General features: G+C 62.3%; 13 protein-coding genes. 11 read left to right on the forward strand and 2 right to left on the reverse strand.

What is annotated here, in order from left to right; genetic code table 11:
- The first annotated feature begins 43 nt into the window (after positions 1-43).
- The 3 genes from AB5I78_RS16040 to AB5I78_RS16050 all read left to right on the forward strand — a co-directional run bounded on the left by AB5I78_RS16040 (position 44) and on the right by AB5I78_RS16050 (position 2919).
- Positions 44-1369 carry a C4-dicarboxylate transporter DctA gene (locus AB5I78_RS16040; protein WP_242198634.1) on the forward strand — a complete coding sequence of 442 codons (1326 nt, stop codon included), beginning with the start codon at positions 44-46 and terminating at the stop codon, positions 1367-1369.
- A gap of 144 nt (positions 1370-1513) precedes the next feature.
- Positions 1514-2215, forward strand: a complete 702-nt coding sequence (locus tag AB5I78_RS16045; protein WP_369303146.1) for a FadR/GntR family transcriptional regulator — start codon at positions 1514-1516, stop codon at positions 2213-2215.
- Positions 2216-2232: 17 nt separating this feature from the next.
- The gene (locus AB5I78_RS16050) at positions 2233-2919 is read left to right on the forward strand and encodes a GntR family transcriptional regulator (protein ID WP_145166034.1); all 687 of its coding nucleotides are present in this window, start codon (positions 2233-2235) and stop codon (positions 2917-2919) included.
- Positions 2920-2949: 30 nt separating this feature from the next.
- On the opposite strand, the gene AB5I78_RS16055 is transcribed toward AB5I78_RS16050, so the two are convergent.
- Positions 2950-3528 carry a TIGR00730 family Rossman fold protein gene (locus AB5I78_RS16055; RefSeq protein WP_369303147.1) on the reverse strand — a complete coding sequence of 193 codons (579 nt, stop codon included), beginning with the start codon at positions 3526-3528 and terminating at the stop codon, positions 2950-2952.
- 291 nt (positions 3529-3819) lie between these two features.
- Complete coding sequence (locus AB5I78_RS16060; protein WP_369303148.1) at positions 3820-8688, reverse strand: NAD-glutamate dehydrogenase; 4869 nt, start codon at positions 8686-8688, stop codon at positions 3820-3822.
- A 480-nt stretch (positions 8689-9168) separates the two neighbouring features.
- On the opposite strand from AB5I78_RS16060, the gene AB5I78_RS16065 reads away from it, so the two are divergent.
- The 8 genes from AB5I78_RS16065 (at position 9169) to AB5I78_RS16100 (ending at position 18317) form a co-directional block, all read left to right on the forward strand.
- Entirely contained in the window at positions 9169-9522 is a 354-nt protein-coding gene (locus tag AB5I78_RS16065) for a hypothetical protein (protein ID WP_369303149.1), read from the forward strand.
- A 258-nt stretch (positions 9523-9780) separates the two neighbouring features.
- On the forward strand, positions 9781-10740 hold the full coding sequence (locus tag AB5I78_RS16070) for a MoxR family ATPase (RefSeq protein ID WP_034106117.1): 960 nt from the start codon (positions 9781-9783) through the stop codon (positions 10738-10740).
- 5 nt (positions 10741-10745) lie between these two features.
- Complete coding sequence (locus AB5I78_RS16075; protein WP_369303150.1) at positions 10746-11678, forward strand: DUF58 domain-containing protein; 933 nt, start codon at positions 10746-10748, stop codon at positions 11676-11678.
- Complete coding sequence (locus AB5I78_RS16080) at positions 11675-12169, forward strand: DUF4381 domain-containing protein (RefSeq protein ID WP_145166030.1); 495 nt, start codon at positions 11675-11677, stop codon at positions 12167-12169. Before AB5I78_RS16075 ends, AB5I78_RS16080 begins: the two co-directional genes overlap by 4 nt.
- Positions 12162-13250, forward strand: a complete 1089-nt coding sequence (locus AB5I78_RS16085; RefSeq protein ID WP_369303151.1) for a VWA domain-containing protein — start codon at positions 12162-12164, stop codon at positions 13248-13250. The genes AB5I78_RS16080 and AB5I78_RS16085 overlap by 8 nt, the downstream gene beginning before the upstream one ends.
- Positions 13247-14986, forward strand: coding sequence for a tetratricopeptide repeat protein (locus AB5I78_RS16090; protein WP_145166028.1), 1740 nt, complete (start codon positions 13247-13249; stop codon positions 14984-14986). The genes AB5I78_RS16085 and AB5I78_RS16090 overlap by 4 nt, the downstream gene beginning before the upstream one ends.
- Positions 14983-16623: a BatD family protein gene (locus tag AB5I78_RS16095; protein ID WP_369303152.1), complete on the forward strand. Its 1641-nt coding sequence runs from the start codon at positions 14983-14985 to the stop codon at positions 16621-16623. Before AB5I78_RS16090 ends, AB5I78_RS16095 begins: the two co-directional genes overlap by 4 nt.
- Positions 16624-18032: 1409 nt before the next feature.
- The gene (locus tag AB5I78_RS16100; protein WP_369303153.1) at positions 18033-18317 is read left to right on the forward strand and encodes a hypothetical protein; all 285 of its coding nucleotides are present in this window, start codon (positions 18033-18035) and stop codon (positions 18315-18317) included.
- The last annotated feature ends 66 nt before the right edge of the window (positions 18318-18383 follow it).

An 18383-nucleotide genomic window follows, 5' to 3' on the forward strand; every position in this document is an offset into this window, starting at 1 on the left:
GTAAGACCACAAAAATTAAGCCCTGGAACCACCAGGGCACCGAATAGAGATCCCTCCCATGCTCAGATGGTGCTCGCGTTCGATTTTCCTGCAAGTCGTGATTGGCCTGATGCTGGGCATTATCTGCGGCCTGGCCCTTCCCGAATTCTCCTCGCAACTCAAACCCCTGGGTGACGGCTTTATCAAGCTGATCAAAATGCTGATTGGCCTGATCGTATTCTGCGTGGTGGTCAGCGGTATTTCCGGTGCCGGCGACTTGAAGAAGGTCGGACGCATCGGCCTCAAGTCAGTGATCTATTTTGAAGTGCTGACCACCGTCGCACTGGTGATCGGCCTGATCATGGCGTTCAGCACCGGCATCGGCACCGGCGCCAATATCCACCTTGAGCAGCTGTCCTCCGCCGGTCTGAATGAACTGGCCGACAAAGGCCAGCACATCCGCGGCACCAGCCAGTTCCTGATGGACCTGATCCCCAACTCGGTAATCGGCGCCTTCGCCGACAACAACGTGCTGCAAGTGTTGCTGTTCTCGGTGCTGTTCGGCAGTGCGCTGAACCTGGTGGGCGAAGCCGCTTCCGGCATCTCGCGGTTGATCAACGAGCTGAGCCACGTGATCTTCCGCATCATGGGCATGATCGTGCGCCTGGCGCCGATCGGCGTGTTCGGCGCCATTGCGTTCACCACCAGCACCTACGGCCTGGATTCGCTGCAACACCTGGGTAGCCTGGTAGGGTTGTTCTACCTGACCTGCTTTGTCTTTGTCGCGGTGGTGCTTGGCCTGGTGATGCGCGTGTCCGGCCTGCGCATGTTGCCGCTGCTCAAGTACCTGCGCGAAGAACTGCTGATCGTGATGGGCACCGCCTCCTCCGATGCGGTACTGCCGCAGATCATGCGCAAACTCGAGCACCTGGGTATTGGCAGCTCGACCGTAGGCCTGGTGATTCCGACGGGCTATTCGTTCAACCTCGACGGCTTCTCGATCTACCTGACCCTGGCCATCGTGTTCATCGCCAACGCCACCGGCACGCCGCTGTCGATGACCGACTTGCTGACCATCCTGCTGGTGTCGCTGATTACCTCCAAGGGCGCCCATGGGATTCCGGGCTCGGCACTGGTGATTCTGGCGGCGACCCTCACCGCTATTCCGGCGATCCCGGTGGTCGGGCTGGTGCTGGTGTTGGCGGTCGACTGGTTCATGGGTATTGGCCGTGCATTGACCAACCTGATCGGCAACTGCGTCGCCACGGTGGCCATTGCTCGCTGGGAAAAAGACATCGATATCCAACGCGCCAACAAGGTGCTCGACGGTCAGCAAGGCTATGCCTTCCAGGCCAAGAAGCCAGTGCTGCCGGCGCATCAGGAGTTCTAGCAACGCGATCCAACTGTGGGAGCTGGCTTGCCTGCGATAGCGGTGGGTCAGCCATAACGATGTTGACTGACAGTCAGTCATCGCAGGCAAGCCAGCTCCCACTGGAATCGTGACCCTATTGGAAACATCCAAGGAGACGTAGACGTGATCAGCACCTCAACCGTCGTCAATTCAGTCGTAGAAAAACTGCGCGCCGCACTCAAGCGTGGCCAGTGGCGGCGTGGAGAAATGCTGCCCGGCCAGCGTGAGCTGGCCGAACAGATGGGCATCAGCCGCCCGAGCCTGCGCGAAGCGGTCATCGTGCTGGAGACCCTTGGCCTGGTGCGCTCGATGCCCGGCAAGGGCGTGGTGGTATTGGAAAACAGCGTCAGCGAACCGCAGGCCAGCGACGCCGTGGCCGACGCCAGCCTCGAAGATATCCTGCAACTGCGCTACACCCTCGAGCCCTTCATCGTCGGCCTGGTCGCCCAATCCATCAGCAGCAAGGAGGTCGGCCAACTGCGCCTGACCTTGATGGACATGCGCGAAGCCCTGGATGCCGGTGACGCCGAAGCCGGGATGAACGCCTACATTGGCTTTCACGAAGAACTGTTCGCGCTGACGTCCAACCCGATCTTCCAGAACGTGGTGCAGCAAACCAGCAACGCCCTCAAGCTGAGCGCGCAAGTCTTGCGCAACTCGCCGGAACATCTTGCCGAGCGTCTGCAAGAGAACGAAGCCGTGGTGCGCGCCATCCGCAACAAGAACAGCGCACTGGCCAGTGCCGAGATGCGTCGGCACATCCTCCAGGAAGGCCTGCGCATGGGCATTCGCTTGAACATCCCGGACGACCATCTGGGCAGCTGAATTTTTGGAGACCGGCCATGACCGCCCACGCGCTGCAACGCGATCCCATTCTTCCGGCCCTGCGCCTTGTGGCCGGTAAAAAGCCCTCGGTGGACGACATCTACCCGCGCTTGTTCGATGCCATCCTCGAACAGCGCATCGCGCCCGCCAGCCGGTTTACCGAAGAAGGCCTGGGCGAAACCTTTGGTGTGAGCCGCAGCGTGATTCGACGCGTACTGGCCAAACTGTCCCATCAGCAAGTGATCATCCTGCGCCCCAATCAGCGCGCCCAAGTGGCTGCGCCAGACGCCCAGCAGACGCGGCAGATTCTGGAAGCGCGGCGAATGACGGAAGTTACCGTGGTGCAGCTGGCCTGTGCCCAGGCCACGCCCGCGCACATTCGGCAGTTACGTGAGTTGATCGCCGGTGAACGTGACTGTATTGACCGCGACCAGCGCGCCACGGCGATTCGCCTGTCCGGGGAGTTCCACCTGCAATTGGCCGCGATGGCACACAACGCGCCCCTGGCGCAGTTCCTCAACAGCCTGGTGCCGTTGACCTCATTGATCATTGCCCAATACGAGGCACACGCCTGCACGTACTGCGCGTGGCAGGAGCATGTGGCGATTGTGGATGCGCTGGAACAACGCGATGTGAACCGCGCGATCGGCCTGATGACCCAGCATCTGGATCATCTGGAGGCGAAACTGCTCACGCTCAACTGACGCTCGCCACCGCGTCGGTTGCCTGTGGCATCAGGTGTCTTCTCGCGTGATCCACTTGGGCACATTGGGCGCCTGATAACTCAACACGGCAGTCAGCAAACGCTCGACGTTCGGTTCCACGATCAGCATGTTGCGGTGCACGGGTTTTAGAAACGCCTCACTGACAACCGAATCGAGAAACGTGGCCAGGCCGTCGTAAAAGCCGTTGATGTTCAGCAGAGCGCAAGGTTTCGTGTGCTGGCCGAGTTGCGCCCAGGTCCACACCTCAAACAACTCTTCAAACGTACCGAGGCCGCCGGGCAACGCGATAAAGCCGTCGGAAAGCTCGGCCATCAGCGCTTTGCGCTCGTGCATGGAGCTGACGATGCGCAAGTCTTTGAGGCCGGTGTGCGCCAGTTCTTTTTCGGCCAGAAACTCTGGCATTACCCCGATCACTTCACCGCCATGGGCCAGCGCGGCGTCAGCCACCGCCCCCATCAAGCCGACCGAGGCGCCACCGTAGACCAGGCCGATACCCGCCTTGGCCAGCGCCTCACCCAATTGAGCCGCCATTTGCGCATACACCGGCAATCGGCCCGCGCTTGAACCCGAGAAAATACAAAGTCGCATACACCCTCGCTTGATCTGATTGTGTTGAGCACAGCCCCCATTTAACCATGCCAGGTCCAATGCGCAGAATTAGCCTTACCGGCCACCTTTAAGTAGATCAATCGTACAAAGTTCCAATTGTGGGAGCTGGCTTGCCTGCGATAGCGGTGGGTCAGTTCGCACATCTTTCACTCAAAGACCGCCATCGCAGGCAAGCCAGCTCCCACACGTGGCCAAGGGTGTCTGGTCAATCGTGGCGAAACAAAAAGCCCCCGCATCTCACGATACGGGGGCTTTTGTTTTACCGCAGGATCAAGCCGATTGCAGCACCGACTGACCGCTCAACGCCAGGTCCAGCAGTTCACGGTTGGCGACTGCATACATGGCGTAGTCCGTGCCGACCGCAGCACGAATTTCCACCATCATGGCGCGCCAGCGATCAGCCATGTCCTGATGCTGCTCAAGCCACAGGGCCACACGAGCTTCCATGTCGTGTGGCGCGTCGGCCATTTGCAGAACAGAGATGGTGATCGCGCGTTGCTGCCAGTCCACGTCATCGCGGAAGGCTTCGCGGGCCGCGGCCTGCCAGTTGTTGGCCACCGGCAGATCGCTGATCTGCTGCAAGTACCATGGCAAGTCCAGGGCGCTGCCGACGGCGAAGTAGGCCTTGGCCACTTCGGCGGCGTCATGCCCGGTCACGTCGGCGGCTTCGATGATCGGCAGCAGGGTGTACAGGTGAGTCGTGCCTGCAACCATGCGCGCCAACAACTCTGGCACACCCGCTTCGGTGTAGGCCTGGTAGCGGTTCTGCCAGCCTTCGCGGGTCGGGCCTTCCAGCAGTTCGTCGAGCTTGAGGCCCAGCGCTGCCAGGTGCGGACCGAAGTGCGCGGTGTCACGGCCAGCGTCCTGCTCGTTGCGACGGCTGCGCAGGAACCAGCGCGTGGCACGGCGACCCAGGCGCATCAGCTCATCCATCAGCTCCAGTTGCACGTCAGCGGAAACCTGGTGGTCCAGGGCTTCGATCTGACGGAACCAGTGCGGGAGATGGAAAATGTCACGCACGATCACGTAGGCACCGGCCACGTTCGCCGGGCTCATGCCGGTCGACTCTTTGAGTCGCTGCACGAAGGTGATGCCCATGTGGTTGACCAGGTCGTTGGCGATCTGGGTGCTGACGATCTCGCGCTTGAGGCGGTGGCGACGCATGGCTTCGCCGAACTTGGCGACCAGGCTCGGTGGGAACGCGGTCTCCATGTCACGGGTCAGATAGTCGTCATCCGGTACCAGCGACTTGAGCAGGGCTTCCTTGAGGTCGATCTTGCTGTAGGAGATCAACACCGACAGCTCCGGACGGGTCAGGCCCTTACCGCTGGAGGCGCGCTCGGTCAGCTGCTCCTCGGTCGGCAGGTACTCGATGGCGCGGTCCAGCTTGCCACGGCCTTCCAGGTCGCTCATCAGACGCTTGTACTCGGCAGCACGCTCGTAGGCACGGCGCGCAGCCAGGGACAGGGCCTGGGTCTGCTTGTAGTTGTTGCCCAACACCAGGTTGCCGACTTCGTCGGTCATGCTCGCCAGCAGCTGGTTGCGCTGCTTGTCGGTCATGTCACCGGCCTGCACCACTTCGTTGAGCAGGATCTTGATGTTCACTTCGTGGTCGGAGCAGTCCACGCCACCGGCGTTGTCGATGAAGTCGGTGTTGGAACCGCCGCCATTGAGGCCGAATTCCACACGGCCCAGTTGGGTCATGCCGAGGTTACCGCCCTCGCCCACCACCTTGCAGCGCAGCTCGTTGCCGTTGACACGCAACGCGTCGTTGGCCTTGTCGCCCACGTCGGCGTGGCTTTCGGTGCTGGCCTTGACGTAAGTGCCGATGCCGCCGTTCCACAGCAGGTCTACCGGCGCCTTGAGCAAGGCGTTCAGCAGCTCGGTCGGGGTCAGCTTGTCGGCCTGGATGTCAAAGCGCTCTTTCATCTGTGGCGAGATGGCAATGCTTTTCGCGCTGCGCGAGAAGATACCGCCGCCTTCGGACATGATGCTGGTGTCGTAGTCGGTCCAGGCAGAACGCGGCAGCTCGAACAAACGCTTGCGCTCGACGAAGCTGGTCGCCGGGTTCGGGTTTGGATCGATGAAGATGTGCAGGTGGTTGAAGGCCGCGACCAGTTGCAGCTTGTCGGACATCAGCAAGCCGTTACCGAACACGTCACCGGCCATGTCGCCGACGCCGACCACCGTGATGCTGTCTTCCTGCACGTTGATGCCGCGCTCACGGAAGTGACGCTGCACACCCACCCACGCGCCCTTGGCGGTGATGCCCATTTTCTTGTGGTCGTAACCGGCCGAACCGCCGGAAGCGAACGCGTCGCCCAGCCAGAAGCCGTAGTCGATGGCGATGCCGTTGGCGATGTCGGAGAAGGTTGCAGTGCCCTTGTCCGCTGCCACGACCAGGTACGGGTCATCGTCGTCATGACGCACGACGTTGGCCGGCGGCACCAGGGCGCCGTCTTTGAGGTTGTCGGTGATGTCCAACAGGCCCGAGATGAAGATGCGGTAGCAGGCGATGCCCTCGGCCGCGATTTCGTCGCGGGTGCCGCCCAATGGCAGGCGACGCGGCAGGAAGCCGCCCTTCGCGCCCACGGGCACGATCACCGAGTTTTTCACTTGCTGGGCTTTTACCAGGCCGAGCACTTCGGTACGGAAGTCTTCTTCACGGTCGGACCAGCGCAGGCCGCCACGCGCCACGTTGCCAAAGCGCAGGTGCACGCCTTCAACACGCGGCGAGTACACGAAGATTTCAAACTTCGGCACCGGCTTGGGCAGCTCAGGAATCGCGCGCGGGTCGAACTTGAAGCTGAAGTACGACTTGTTCTGGCCGTTGGCGTCGGTCTGGTAGAAGTTGGTCCGCAGGGTGGCCTTGATCAGGTCCAGGTAGCGACGCAGGATGCGGTCTTCGTTGAGCACCTGAACGTCGTCCAGGGCGGTGAGGATCGCTTGTTCCAGGCGTTGCTGCTTGTCTTCCAGGTCATCGGCGGTGAGCTTGCGCGCCAGGTAGAAGCGGGTCTTGAACAACCGGGTCAACTCGCGGGCGATGTCGGTGTGGTTGTTCAGGGTGCTGGCGATGTAACCCAGGTCAAAGCCCAGGCGGATCTGCTTCAAGTAACGCGCATAGGCACGCAGCAGCGCCACGTCGCGCCATGGCAGGCCGGCAGTCAGTACCAGGCGGTTGAACGCATCGTTTTCGGCATCGCCATGCACGATGTGCACGAACGCGTCCTGCAGGGTGTCGTTGAGCTGCTGGATATCGAGGTTCACGCCTTCGGCGGCGATGAAGGCGAAATCGTGAATCCAGAACTCGCGGCCATTGGCATGGCGCAGGCGGTACGGGAATTCACCCAGCACGCGCAGGCCGAGGTTTTCCAGGATCGGCAGCACGTCGGACAGTGCCAGCGGCGTATCCGCGTGGTAGAGCTTGCAATGCAGCTCGCGCTGGCCGGAAACCTGGCCCAGCGGCTGGTAGAAGCTCATCACCAGCGGGTTGGCTTCGGTCAGGCTGTTCAGGTGTTGCATGTCGACCACGGCCGAATGCGCGGCAAAACGCTCGCGGTAGCCGGCCGGGAAGCCTTTCGGGAAGTCCGCCAGCACGTTGGTGCCCTGGGCTTCGCCGAAGCTTTCGACCACAAGGCTCGAGTAGTCGTCCTGCCAGCTGCGGCAGGCCTGCACCACTTCTTTTTCCAGTTGCAGCGGGTCGATGTCCAGGCGGTTCTTGGGGTCAACCCGCAGAATCAGCTGGACACGGGCCAATACCGATTCAGAGAAGAAGGTCCAGAATTCGCAGTCCGAGGCTTTCAGGCGATCCATCAGCACTTGCTGGATCTTCTGGCGCACTTCGGTGGAATAGATGTCGCGCGGCACGTAGGCCAGGCAGTAGCAGAAACGACCGTACGGGTCTTTGCGCAGGAACACGCGGATCTTGTTGCGTTCCTGGATCTGCACGATCGACATCACGGTGCTGAACAGCTCGTCGACCGGGGTCTGGAACAGGTCGTCACGCGGCAGCACTTCAACCACTTGAGCAAGCTCTTTGCCCAGGTGAGCCTTGGGTTGGAAACCTGAACGGCGTTCGATTTCCGCGACCTTGCGGCGGATGTACGGAATCACTCGCACGCTTTCGCCGTACACCGAGGAGGTGTAGAGGCCCATGAAGCGGTGTTCCTTGATGACCTTGCCGTCAGCGTCGATCTCGCGGATCGACACGTAGTCCGGGTAAGCCGGGCGATGCACGCGGCTTGGGTGCGCGGCCTTGGCGAACGACAGCACAACCGGCTCGTTCAGGTAGGCCACGGCGTAGTCTTCGATGCGCAGGTCTTCGGCGGTGAGGCCGGCGCGCAGCAGCTTGGTCAGACCGAGGAAGGAATTGGCGTCATATTCGATATGCCCGCCGTCCGCCTCGTCACGTACCACGAACTCTTCATAGCCCAGGAAGGTGAAGTGGTTGCCCACCAGCCATTCGAGGAAGTTCTTGATCTCGGCTTTTTCTTCGCCGTCGATGCTGAACTGGCTGGCGTCGATACCGGCCAGCAGGTCCTGGACCTTGGCTTTCATCGGTTCGAAATCAGCCACGGCCACGCGCACTTCGCCCAGTACCTGCTCAAGCTCTTTGCTCAGCACGTTGAGTTCGGCGGCATTGGCGCAGCGGTCGATTTCCAGGTACATCAGCGATTCTTGCTGAATGCCTTCGCCGTGGGTGCCTTTAGGCAGGATTTCCAGCAACTCGCCCTTGTTGCCACGGCGCACGCTGAGCACGGTGGTTTGCAGGGTGTGGATGCTGTAGCCACGACGGTTCAGCTCGGTACGCACCGAGTCGACCAGGAAGGGCAAGTCATGGTGCAGCACTTCGACCGCGGTGTGCGTCGATTGCCAGCCATGACGTTCGTAATCGGGGTTGTAGACCCGCACCTGCGGTTGGGTGTGATCAAAGCGCTCAAGCAGGCGCCAGGCAGACAAGGTGCAACCGGCCAGGTCGGAAAGGCGACGTTGGGTCAGTTCGTCCAGGGAAATGATGCCGAAAAATTGTTCAGCAAACAGCGCCACTTGTGGCAGTGCCTGTTCACTGATGTGCTGCGCCAGTGCCGCTTGCAGTTGATGCTGGAAGTCGGCCTTGCTGGCTGCGGTGAAGAACGCCATCTGTGGTACTCCGCTTGGGCTTGTTATTGATGGAAGCGTCGCGTGTTATCCCCTTGCGGGGAGACCGTCAGCTCTGTTCGCGGTCTACAGTAACGAATTCAGAGTGACAGGTGGGTGAAGCTGGACAAGACAATGAGGTCACATACAACTTCCATAAGATGTACACCGTGCAGGGCGACGGTACGACGGGCAGGTCAGACTCCCGGCACAGGGCACATCCGTTGCGCAGCTTAACGAGTGTAGGAAGACAGCTGCTTGCGACGCTGCGACATATTCGGTCATCGGTACGCAGGCTTGGGGTTGCGACTTGAGCAACCCGGATTTTTCCGAGGAAAAACCGCCTGTTTTCAAGCTCGCGAGTACCGAAAGTGACTGGTATTGCCCGTCAGGTCATGCACTGCGTCTGACACACGATGCAGCACAAAATTCGCCGCAATGGCACAATTGGCGCGCTGCGCCCTCCCCCAGACAGGATTTCCCATGCTGCAACTGAACACTGACGCACTGATGGCCACCCCGTGCGACGACGAAGAAGACAACATGGCCATGCTCTGCTGCCACGGTAAAAACGGCGAGATGTTCATGCTCACCCGGTACCCGGATGAAGAGGAAGTCGAACTGACCTGGGATTACGAGCCGTCGACCCTGGATGGCCTGAAAGCCACCTTGAGCGACACGACATTGCTGATTGAACTGGCCGCCGGCGATGCCGATGCGCTGGGGGGCAAGGATCAGCTGGAAATTCTCCACAGCACCGCCGCGTCGGATTTGGCTGAAGTTGAGGAAACCTTGCAGAACATTCTTAAGGGCACTGGTACGTTCACCCGAATCTAAGCTGCACCAACGATCAAATGTGGGAGGGGGCTCGCCCCCGATAGCAGTCGCTCAGTCGCAGATGTGAAAACTGATCCACCGCTATCGGGGGCAAGCCCCCTCCCACATTGACCCTGTTCCCATACAAATTTCCTACAAGATTTGCCAAAAATACCCGTCACGCCGTTAGTCGCCACCCCCCTCGATGCATTAAAGTAAGCGCCCCAGGCCCGGCGCTTTTTATCAACGCCCGGTCAATCTCTCCAGGAACCGTCATCGATGGAACATCGTGAAGCGCTGCTCGCGCTGCGAACTTTTCTTTCTACGCAGATTCTCGGCCAGGAAAAACTCATTGATCGCCTGCTGATCGCCCTGCTGGCCGACGGCCACATGCTGGTCGAAGGCGCACCGGGCCTGGCCAAGACCAAGGCCATCAAAGAGTTGGCTGAAGGCATCGAAGCGCAGTTCCATCGTATCCAGTTCACCCCCGACCTGCTGCCCGCCGACATCACGGGCACCGAGATCTATCGTCCGGAAACCGGCAGTTTCGTGTTCCAGCAGGGACCGATTTTCCACAACCTGGTGCTGGCCGACGAAATCAACCGCGCGCCGGCCAAGGTGCAGTCGGCATTGCTCGAAGCCATGGCCGAGCGCCAGGTCAGCGTGGGCCGCAGCACGTATGACCTCTCGCCGCTGTTTCTGGTAATGGCCACACAAAACCCCATCGAGCAGGAAGGCACCTATCCGCTGCCCGAAGCCCAGCTCGACCGTTTCCTGATGCACGTCAAGATCGGCTTCCCGGACGCCGCCGTCGAACGGCGCATCCTGCAACAAGCCCGCGGCGAAGCCCTCAACGGTGAAACCAAACCCGAGCGCCGCGTCAGCCAGCAGGCGATCTTCGCGGCGCGCAAGGAAATCCTCGGCCTGTACATGGCCGACGCGGTGGAGGAATACCTGGTGCAGCTGGTCATGGCCACCCGCACCCCGGCCAAGTTCGACGCGGAGATGGCCGAGTGGATCGCCTACGGCGCCAGCCCGCGTGGTTCCATCGCCCTGGACCGCTGCGCGCGAGCCCACGCCTGGCTGGCCGGGCGCGACTTTGTGAGCCCGGAAGACATCCAGGCGGTGCTGTTCGACGTGCTGCGCCATCGCATCATCCTGTCGTTCGAAGCGGAAGCGGCCGGCATCGACCAGGACCGTGTGGTGCAACGCATCCTCGACGTCGTTGCCGTCGCTTGAACCCCATGAATGCAAGCGATGGCATCCGCGTCACACTCAGCGAATTGATTGAGATGCGCCACCGCGTGCGCGAAGTGCAGCTGTTTTCCACGCCGAGCCAGCGCAGCCCGCTGATCGGCCTGCACCATTCCAAACTGCGTGGGCGTGGCGTCGACTTCGACCAGGTGCGCGTGTACCAGGCCGGCGACGACGTGCGCACCATCGACTGGCGCGTCACGGCGCGCACCCAGGAGCCGCACACCAAACTGTTCCACGAAGAGCGCGAACGTCCGATTTTCATCATGGTTGAGCAAAGTTGCCGGCTGTTTTTCGGCTCTGGCCAGATGTTCAAGTCAGTGCTCGCCGCGCAAGCCGCCAGCCTGATTGGCTGGGCAGCGCTGGGGCATAACGACCGCGTCGGCGGGCTGGTGTTTGGCGACAACGAACACTACGAAATCAAACCCCGGCGCAGCAAACAAAGCCTGCTGCAACTGCTCAACCGCCTGGTGCGCGTCAACCAGAGCCTGAACACCGAGAGCCGCCCCGAAGCCGACGCGCTGGGCATGGCGCTGCGCCGTGGCCGCGAAGTGCTGCGCCCAGGCAGCCTGGTGATCGTGATCTGCGACGAGCGCGCGCTGACCGAAGGCGCCGAGCAACAACTCAGCCTGCTGTCTCGGCACTGCGACCTGCTGCTGTTGCCGATTTCAGACCCGCTGGACCACGCCCTGCCCGCCGCCGGGCTCTTACGTTTTGCCGAGCGAGGCGCACAACTGGAACTCGACACGCTGAACTTCGATTTGCGCCAGGCCTACAAAGCCCAGGCCGAAGCCCTCATCGCGCGTTGGGAGCTGCTGGCGCAAAAGCTGCGAATTTTGCTGATGCCGTTGAGCACGCAAAGCGAAATGGTCGAGCAACTGCGCGAATACCTCAACCCGCAACGCCCGGTTAAAAAGCAATGAGCAGCCTCGACCAACTGCAACCCTTGATTGCCCCGCCGGCGATCGGTTTCTGGCCGCCTGCGCCAGGGTGGTGGCTGTTGCTGCTGGTGATTCCGCTGCTCGGCTGGGGGCTGTGGTCGCTGCGCCGTTTGCTGCCCAAGCGCCGCCCGGTGGCCCGCGCCGAACAACCGCTGGACCCACTGCGCATCGCCGCCCTCGCCGAGCTGGCGTTGATGCCCAAACCCTACGACGGCGCGCCCGCCGGTGCCTGGCTGCAGCAACTCAACGGCCTGCTCAAGCGCCTGTGCCGCAACGATTACCCTTACAGCCAGAGCCACACCCTCAATGGCCGCAAATGGCTGGCGTTCCTCGACAACCGCTGCCCGGCTGCCGGCCTCACGCGCTGGATGGTGCTGGTGGAAGGCGCTTACAAACCCGAATGCAAACTCGACGACAAGGCCATCGCCGGCCTGACCCAAGCCGTCGACACCTGGATTCGAAAACATGTTTGAGTTCGCCTGGCCGTGGATCTTCGCCCTGTTGCCATTGCCCTGGTTGATGCGGCTGGTCTTGCCGGTGGCCGACAGCGGTGAGCCGGCGTTAAAGGTCAGCTACCTCGCCGACCTCGAAGGCCTGGCCCGCCGTCGCGCACGCGTCAACCTGCCCGGCTGGCGCCAACAGGCGCCCTTTGTGGTGATGTGGTTGCTGCTGTTGACCGCTGCCGCGCGCCCGGAATGGCTCGGCGAGCCGCTGCCGATTGCCGCCAGCGGCCGCGACCTGCTGGTGGCGGTGGACGTGTCCGGTTCGATGGACTTCCCCGACATGCACTGGCAGGAGGAGGACGTCAGCCGCTTGAGCCTGGTGCAACACTTGCTCGGCGACTTCCTTGAAAGCCGTGAAGGCGACCGCGTCGGCCTGATCCTGTTTGGCAGCCAGGCCTACCTGCAAGCGCCGCTGACCTTTGACCGGCGTACCGTGCGCGCCTGGCTCGACGAAGCGCGCATCGGCATCGCCGGCAAGAACACCGCCATCGGCGACGCGATCGGTCTGGCCCTGAAACGCCTGCGCCAGCGCCCGGCGCAAAGCCGCGTGCTGATTCTGGTCACCGACGGCGCCAATAACGCCGGGCAGATCGATCCGCTGACCGCCGCGCGCCTGGCCGCTGAAGAAGGCGTGAAGATTTACCCGATCGGCATCGGCGCCGATCCGGCGCAAACCGGTTCCCTGGGCATTCTGGGTGTCAACCCGAGCCTGGACCTCGACGAACCCGCGTTGAAGGCCATCGCCGACGCCACCGGTGGCCGCTATTTCCGCGCCCGCGACGGCGACGAGTTGCTCAAGATCAAGCAAACCCTCGACCAGCTTGAGCCCGTTGCCCAGCAACCGACCCAGGCACGTCCGGCCCTGGCGCTGTACAGCGCGCCGTTGGCCCTTGCGCTGGTTCTGAGCCTGTTGCTGGTGATCCAGGAACGCTGGCCCAACAACGCGCTGCAACGCGCCTTGCATAAACTCTCGACCAAGGGCAATTTCCTACAACAGCACCCAGAATGGCGCCAGCGCCTCAAACGCCTGCGTTTGCGGAGGCGTCGATGATCGACCTCTGGCCGCACTGGTTCCGCCCTTGGTGTGTAGTGCTGTTGCCGTTGCTCGGCTGGCTGCTGTGGCAGCTGTGGCATCGGCAAAAGCGCGCCGGGCGCTGGCAGATCATCTTGCCGCCGGCGTTTCATGCTGTGCTGCTCAGTGGCGGCAATGGCCGCGAGAGCAAATCGCCGTGGGTGGTGCTGGGCATCGCCTGGCTGTTGGCCGTGTTGGCGTTGCTCGGCCCCAGCTGGCAACGGGTTGAACAGTCCAGCCAGAAACCCGCCGACCCGCTGGTGGTGCTGCTGGAATTGACCCCGGAAATGCTCGCCACCGACAGCCCGCCCAATCGCCTCGAACAAGCTCGGCGCAAGCTGTATGACTTGCTGCAGGCACGCGCCGATGCACCGACTGCCATCGTCGTGTATGCCGGCAGCGCCCACACGCTGGTGCCGCTGTCGGATGACTTGGCCACCAGCCGCAACCTGCTCGAAGCCCTGCGCCCCTCGATCATGCCCGAGCCCGGCCATCGCGCCGACCTCGCCGTGGAGAAGGCCCTGGGCTTGCTCAAGCAAGGCGGTCTGGGCCAGGGGCGCCTGTTGTTGGTGGGCTCATCGCTGTCCAAGCAGGAGCGCCAAGGCATTCGGCTGCAACTGCAAGGGGCCCAGGCGCCGAGCTTGTCGATCCTCGGCATCGGCAGCCGTGAAGGCACGCCGGTGACCCAGGAAAGCGGCGAGTTCCTCAAGGACGACCAGGGCGCGATTCTGGTGCCGCGCCTCGACAGCCCGACCCTCAAGGCGTTTGCCAGCGAAATGGGCGGCCGCTACCGCGCCGCGCGCCTGGACGACAAGGACCTGCGCCAACTCAACTTGCTCGATGGCCCGCAGAACCTGCGCAACGACGGCCAACTGCTGCACCTCGATGCCTGGGCCGACCAGGGTTATTGGCTGCTGCTGCCACTGTTGCTGCTCGCGGCCTGCGCCGGGCGCCGCGGCTGGCTGTTCTGCCTGCCGTTGCTGTTAATGGGCGCGCCGCAGCCCAGCTATGCCTTCGATTTCCAGGACCTGTGGCTGCGTCCCGACCAACAGGGCCAGTACCTGCTGAAGAAAAAACGCCCGGCCGAAGCCGCCGAACACTTCGAAAACCCGCAATGGCAGGGCGTTGCCTTGTACGAGGCGGGAAATTACGCCGAGGCGATCAAGCGTTTTGCGCTGAGCAATGACGCCTATTCCCACTACAACCGCGGCAATGCCCTGGCCAAGTCCGGCGAACTGGAAGCCGCGATTGATGCCTACGAACAGGCGCTGGAAGCCCAACCTGACCTGCAACCGGCGTTGAAAAACAAAGCGCTGGTCGAAACCCTGATTCAGGAAAAGGCCCAGCCCGAGCCCGCCAAGCCGGCAAAAAAGGAAGATGACGAAACCACCCAACCCGGCCAAACTGCGCAACCGGGCACCAGCGGGCAAAGTGCCACGGGTGGCGAACAATCGCCCCAAGGTCAGGGCGAGGCCGGCACCGGCGATACCCAGACCGGCGGCACGCCCAAAGCTGGCGGCAACGACGTACCGGGCAGCGAACTGGGTGATGAACACACCACCACCCCGCCGCTGCGCCCCGCCGATGCCAACATCGACGGCGAACATCGCCAGGCCCTGGAGCAATGGCTGCGGGAGATCCCGGACAACCCCGGCGAACTGCTGCGGCGCAAATTCTGGTACGAACAGCAACAACATCAGGACAAGACTCGATGAGCCGCCGCACCACCCTTCTGCTCCTGCTCGCGTTTACGGCAGGCCACGCCCAGGCGGCAAACCTGGTCGCCAGCGTCGACCGCAACCGCCTCAATTCCGGGGAAACGGTGGAGCTGACGGTCGAGTCCAGCGACGTCACCCAATTCGGCAAGCCGGACCTGGCGCCGCTGGATGCGCAGTTTGAAGTCAGCGGCACCCGCCAGATCAACCAACTGACCACCCTGGGCGGCGACAATCACGCCACCACGCGCTGGATCATCACCCTGCTGCCCAAGGAAAACGGCACCGTGGTGATTCCGCCGCTGCAAGTGGGCGAGCTCAAGACCCAGCCGATCAGCCTGCAAGTGGTCGAAACCGCGAGCCAGAACACCAGCGCCGAACTGGCCCCGGTGTTCATCGAGGCCAACCTCGACCAGAGCAGCGTATACGTCCAGGCCCAGGCGCTGCTGACCGTGCGCGTGTACCACTCGGTGTCGCTGTATGACGACAGCAGCCTCACGCCGCTGCAGATTCCCGATGCGCGCATCGAGCAATTGGGCGAGTCGCGCACCTATGAAAAAGTCATTAACAGCATTCGCCATGGCGTGATCGAAACCCGCTATGCGATCTACCCGCAACACAGCGGCGCCTTGGTGATTCCAGGGCAGACCTTCAGCGCCACGCTGGTGGAATCGCGCCCGCCGCAGGAAAACACGCTGCAGGGCACCAAGCCGGGCAAGCTGATTCACGTCAGCTCAGCCGAAATTGCGCTGACGGTCAAACCCAAGCCGACGCTGTACCCGGCCGACGCGCCGTGGATACCGGCCCGCAGCCTCAGCCTGACGCAAGCCTGGAACCCAGAGCCTGAGCACGTGCAAGTCGGCGACTCGCTGACGCGCAGCCTCACGGTCAAGGCCGAAGGGTTGTCCAGCGCGCAGCTGCCGGCCCTGCCCAGTACCGACATCAATGGCCTGCGCCGCTACCCCGACCAGCCGGTGCTGGGCAATCAGAACAACGACCACGGCCTGACCGGCAGCCGCGAAGACCGCGAAGCCCTGGTGCCGACCCGCGCCGGCGCCATCGAACTGCCTGCCGTCGAGGTGGTGTGGTGGAACACCCACGAAGACCACCTCGAACGCACCAGCCTGCCTGCCCGCACGCTGCAGGTGGCGACCAACCCGAGCCTGGTGGTCGACACGCCCGCCACGCCGACCGTGATCACCGCACCAGACGATGACCGCCTGTGGCTGTGGCAGCTCAGCACATTGATCTTTGCCTGCACCACGCTGCTGGGCTTCGGCCTGTGGTGGCGTGCGCGTCGGCAACCGGCCGTGCAACGGGCCGCTCAGACGGGCCCGAGCCCGCGCTCACTGCTCGACGACCTCAAGCGCGCCACCCAGGCCAACGACCCACAGGCCACGCGTCAGGCGCTGGATGCCTGGGCGCGGCAACAGCCGGAGACCTTGGCCGACATGGCGGCGCGGTTTGTGCCGTTGTCGGATGCGCTGGACGGGTTGAATGGCGCGCTCTACAGCGAAAGTGGTCATTTCTGGTTGGGTGAAGACCTTTGGCGTGCGGTCAAGGCCATCCCGGTTGCCGAGCGAGAGCAAGACCCGGCGACGGATACCACCAGCTTGCCGCCGCTGTATCCCAAGTAGGCCCTGGGTGTGCGGTGTATTTACCCATGCTGTTTGGACGGTGGTTGGCGCGGGGTCGCTGGGTGTATATCCGTTATTTGGGTGATGGCGGGTATTGGTTCCGCTCTTACAGCGGGTCACTTTTGAAAAGAGCCCAAAAGTAACCAAAAGGCTCTTGCCCCACCACTCGGCACCTCGCCTAGGCTCGGTGTGCCCTCACGCAGACTTGAATCCGTGGGCCGCCGCGACGGGCCATCCATGGCCCAACGCGGCTAACCCGGCGTCCTGCCGGGTTACCCACGGATTCAAGCCTGCGCGAGGCCAGCGTGGTTTAACGGGGCGCCTAAGATCAACGTCAAAAGCAGATCAAGGTCAAAAGCAGAGCACGGCGGCCTAGTAGCCGACCTGAGTGGTTAGATCAAAAGCGGAAGCGAGGCGGCCTGACAGCCGACCTGATCCTCGAAGCTGAACTCAATCGAATGTGGGAGCTGGCTTGCCTGCGATGGCATCAACTGGTTATGCCTGATACACCGAGTTGTCTGCATCGCAGGCAAGCCAGCTCCCACAGAAAAGCAAACCAGTGCGGTGCTGGCGGGCTGCACTCGGTGAAATTGTGGGAGCGGGCTTGCTCGCGAAGGCGGTGGATCAGTCAACTAATGTGTAGCTGACCCACCGCATTCGCGGGCAAGCCCGCTCCCACATTTGGAGCTCAGTGCATCAGATAGAGATGTGTTGTTCTGCTTTTGCTTCTACCACTCAGGTCGGCTGTCAGGCCGCCGTGCTCTGCTTTTGATCTTGCTTTTGATCTGACAGGCCCCGTTAACCACGCTGGCCGAACGCAGGCTTGAATCCGTGGGTAACCCGGCAGGACGCCGGGTTAGCCGTGTTGGGCCATGGATGGCCCATCGCGGCGGCCCACGGATTCAAGCCGGAGTGAGGGAATGCCGAGCCTAGGCGAGGCACCGAGTGGTGGGGCACAGACCTTTTGGTTACTTTTGGGGCGTTTGCCAAAAGTGACCCGCTGTAAGAGCGGAACCCTAAGTGGCCGTTACCGCAGCAACGGATATGTACTCAACCACCCCCGCCCCCACGGTAGATCAGTGCCGCCTGATCGACACGCATTGTTAAAGGCCAGCAATCCACATCCCTTTAATTTGCGGGAAGTTTCCTAGACAATCCTTCGGCCTTGCGCCTGCCCACCTCACTGGCTAGCCTTCGCTCCGTCGCTGCATATCAGCGATCAGGGGTGAGATCCTGTGTAGGCGCCAAGTGTCACAACCGCGAGCGATATGCTCTATGGCGGCTGTGTGCGGGCAGACTTCGGTCTGGCCGGGTGCTCCTACCGGTTATCTCACCCCGCACATAGCTGCCACCTTTTGTCGAGTGAGATCTGCAAAAGAATGGCTCCCAACCTTCTAGGAGTTTCATTCATGAACAAAATCGTCCCCGACCCACCCCGCGAAATTTTTGAGCGCGCCCTGCTCCATTACTTGCAACCCGACTCACTGCCGTCCTTCGTCGCCCATCACGACCTCAGCTTCGAAGACGCCCTGGCCCAAATCTGCGACCTGCTGCGCTGCGCCGCCGCCACCGCGGCCGGCACCACGCAAACGCTGCTCGGCCATGAACGCGACATGGCGAGCGCCACCGAACACCTGATCAACAACGCCAAAACCTTGGCCGACCGCGCGCTGAACTGCCTGCACGCCGCATAGCCCCTGTGGGCGCTGGCGTGCCTGCGATACAGGCACCTCGGTCTTTCAGTCAAACCGAGGCGATAC

The sequence above is a fragment of the Pseudomonas sp. N2-3-1-14 genome (genome assembly GCF_041228395.1).
GTDB lineage: Bacteria > Pseudomonadota > Gammaproteobacteria > Pseudomonadales > Pseudomonadaceae > Aquipseudomonas.

What these genes read in the sequence shown, in the direction of transcription:
- AB5I78_RS16065 (WP_369303149.1), top strand. Translation starts at nt 9,169, where the DNA reads ATGCTGCAACTGAACACTGACGCACTGATGGCCACCCCGTGCGACGAC.
- AB5I78_RS16090 (WP_145166028.1), top strand. Translation starts at nt 13,247, where the DNA reads ATGATCGACCTCTGGCCGCACTGGTTCCGCCCTTGGTGTGTAGTGCTG.
- AB5I78_RS16080 (WP_145166030.1), top strand. Translation starts at nt 11,675, where the DNA reads ATGAGCAGCCTCGACCAACTGCAACCCTTGATTGCCCCGCCGGCGATC.
- AB5I78_RS16055 (WP_369303147.1), bottom strand. Translation starts at nt 3,528, where the DNA reads ATGCGACTTTGTATTTTCTCGGGTTCAAGCGCGGGCCGATTGCCGGTG.
- AB5I78_RS16100 (WP_369303153.1), top strand. Translation starts at nt 18,033, where the DNA reads ATGAACAAAATCGTCCCCGACCCACCCCGCGAAATTTTTGAGCGCGCC.
- AB5I78_RS16095 (WP_369303152.1), top strand. Translation starts at nt 14,983, where the DNA reads ATGAGCCGCCGCACCACCCTTCTGCTCCTGCTCGCGTTTACGGCAGGC.
- AB5I78_RS16075 (WP_369303150.1), top strand. Translation starts at nt 10,746, where the DNA reads ATGAATGCAAGCGATGGCATCCGCGTCACACTCAGCGAATTGATTGAG.
- AB5I78_RS16070 (WP_034106117.1), top strand. Translation starts at nt 9,781, where the DNA reads ATGGAACATCGTGAAGCGCTGCTCGCGCTGCGAACTTTTCTTTCTACG.
- AB5I78_RS16050 (WP_145166034.1), top strand. Translation starts at nt 2,233, where the DNA reads ATGACCGCCCACGCGCTGCAACGCGATCCCATTCTTCCGGCCCTGCGC.
- AB5I78_RS16085 (WP_369303151.1), top strand. Translation starts at nt 12,162, where the DNA reads ATGTTTGAGTTCGCCTGGCCGTGGATCTTCGCCCTGTTGCCATTGCCC.
- AB5I78_RS16060 (WP_369303148.1), bottom strand. Translation starts at nt 8,688, where the DNA reads ATGGCGTTCTTCACCGCAGCCAGCAAGGCCGACTTCCAGCATCAACTG.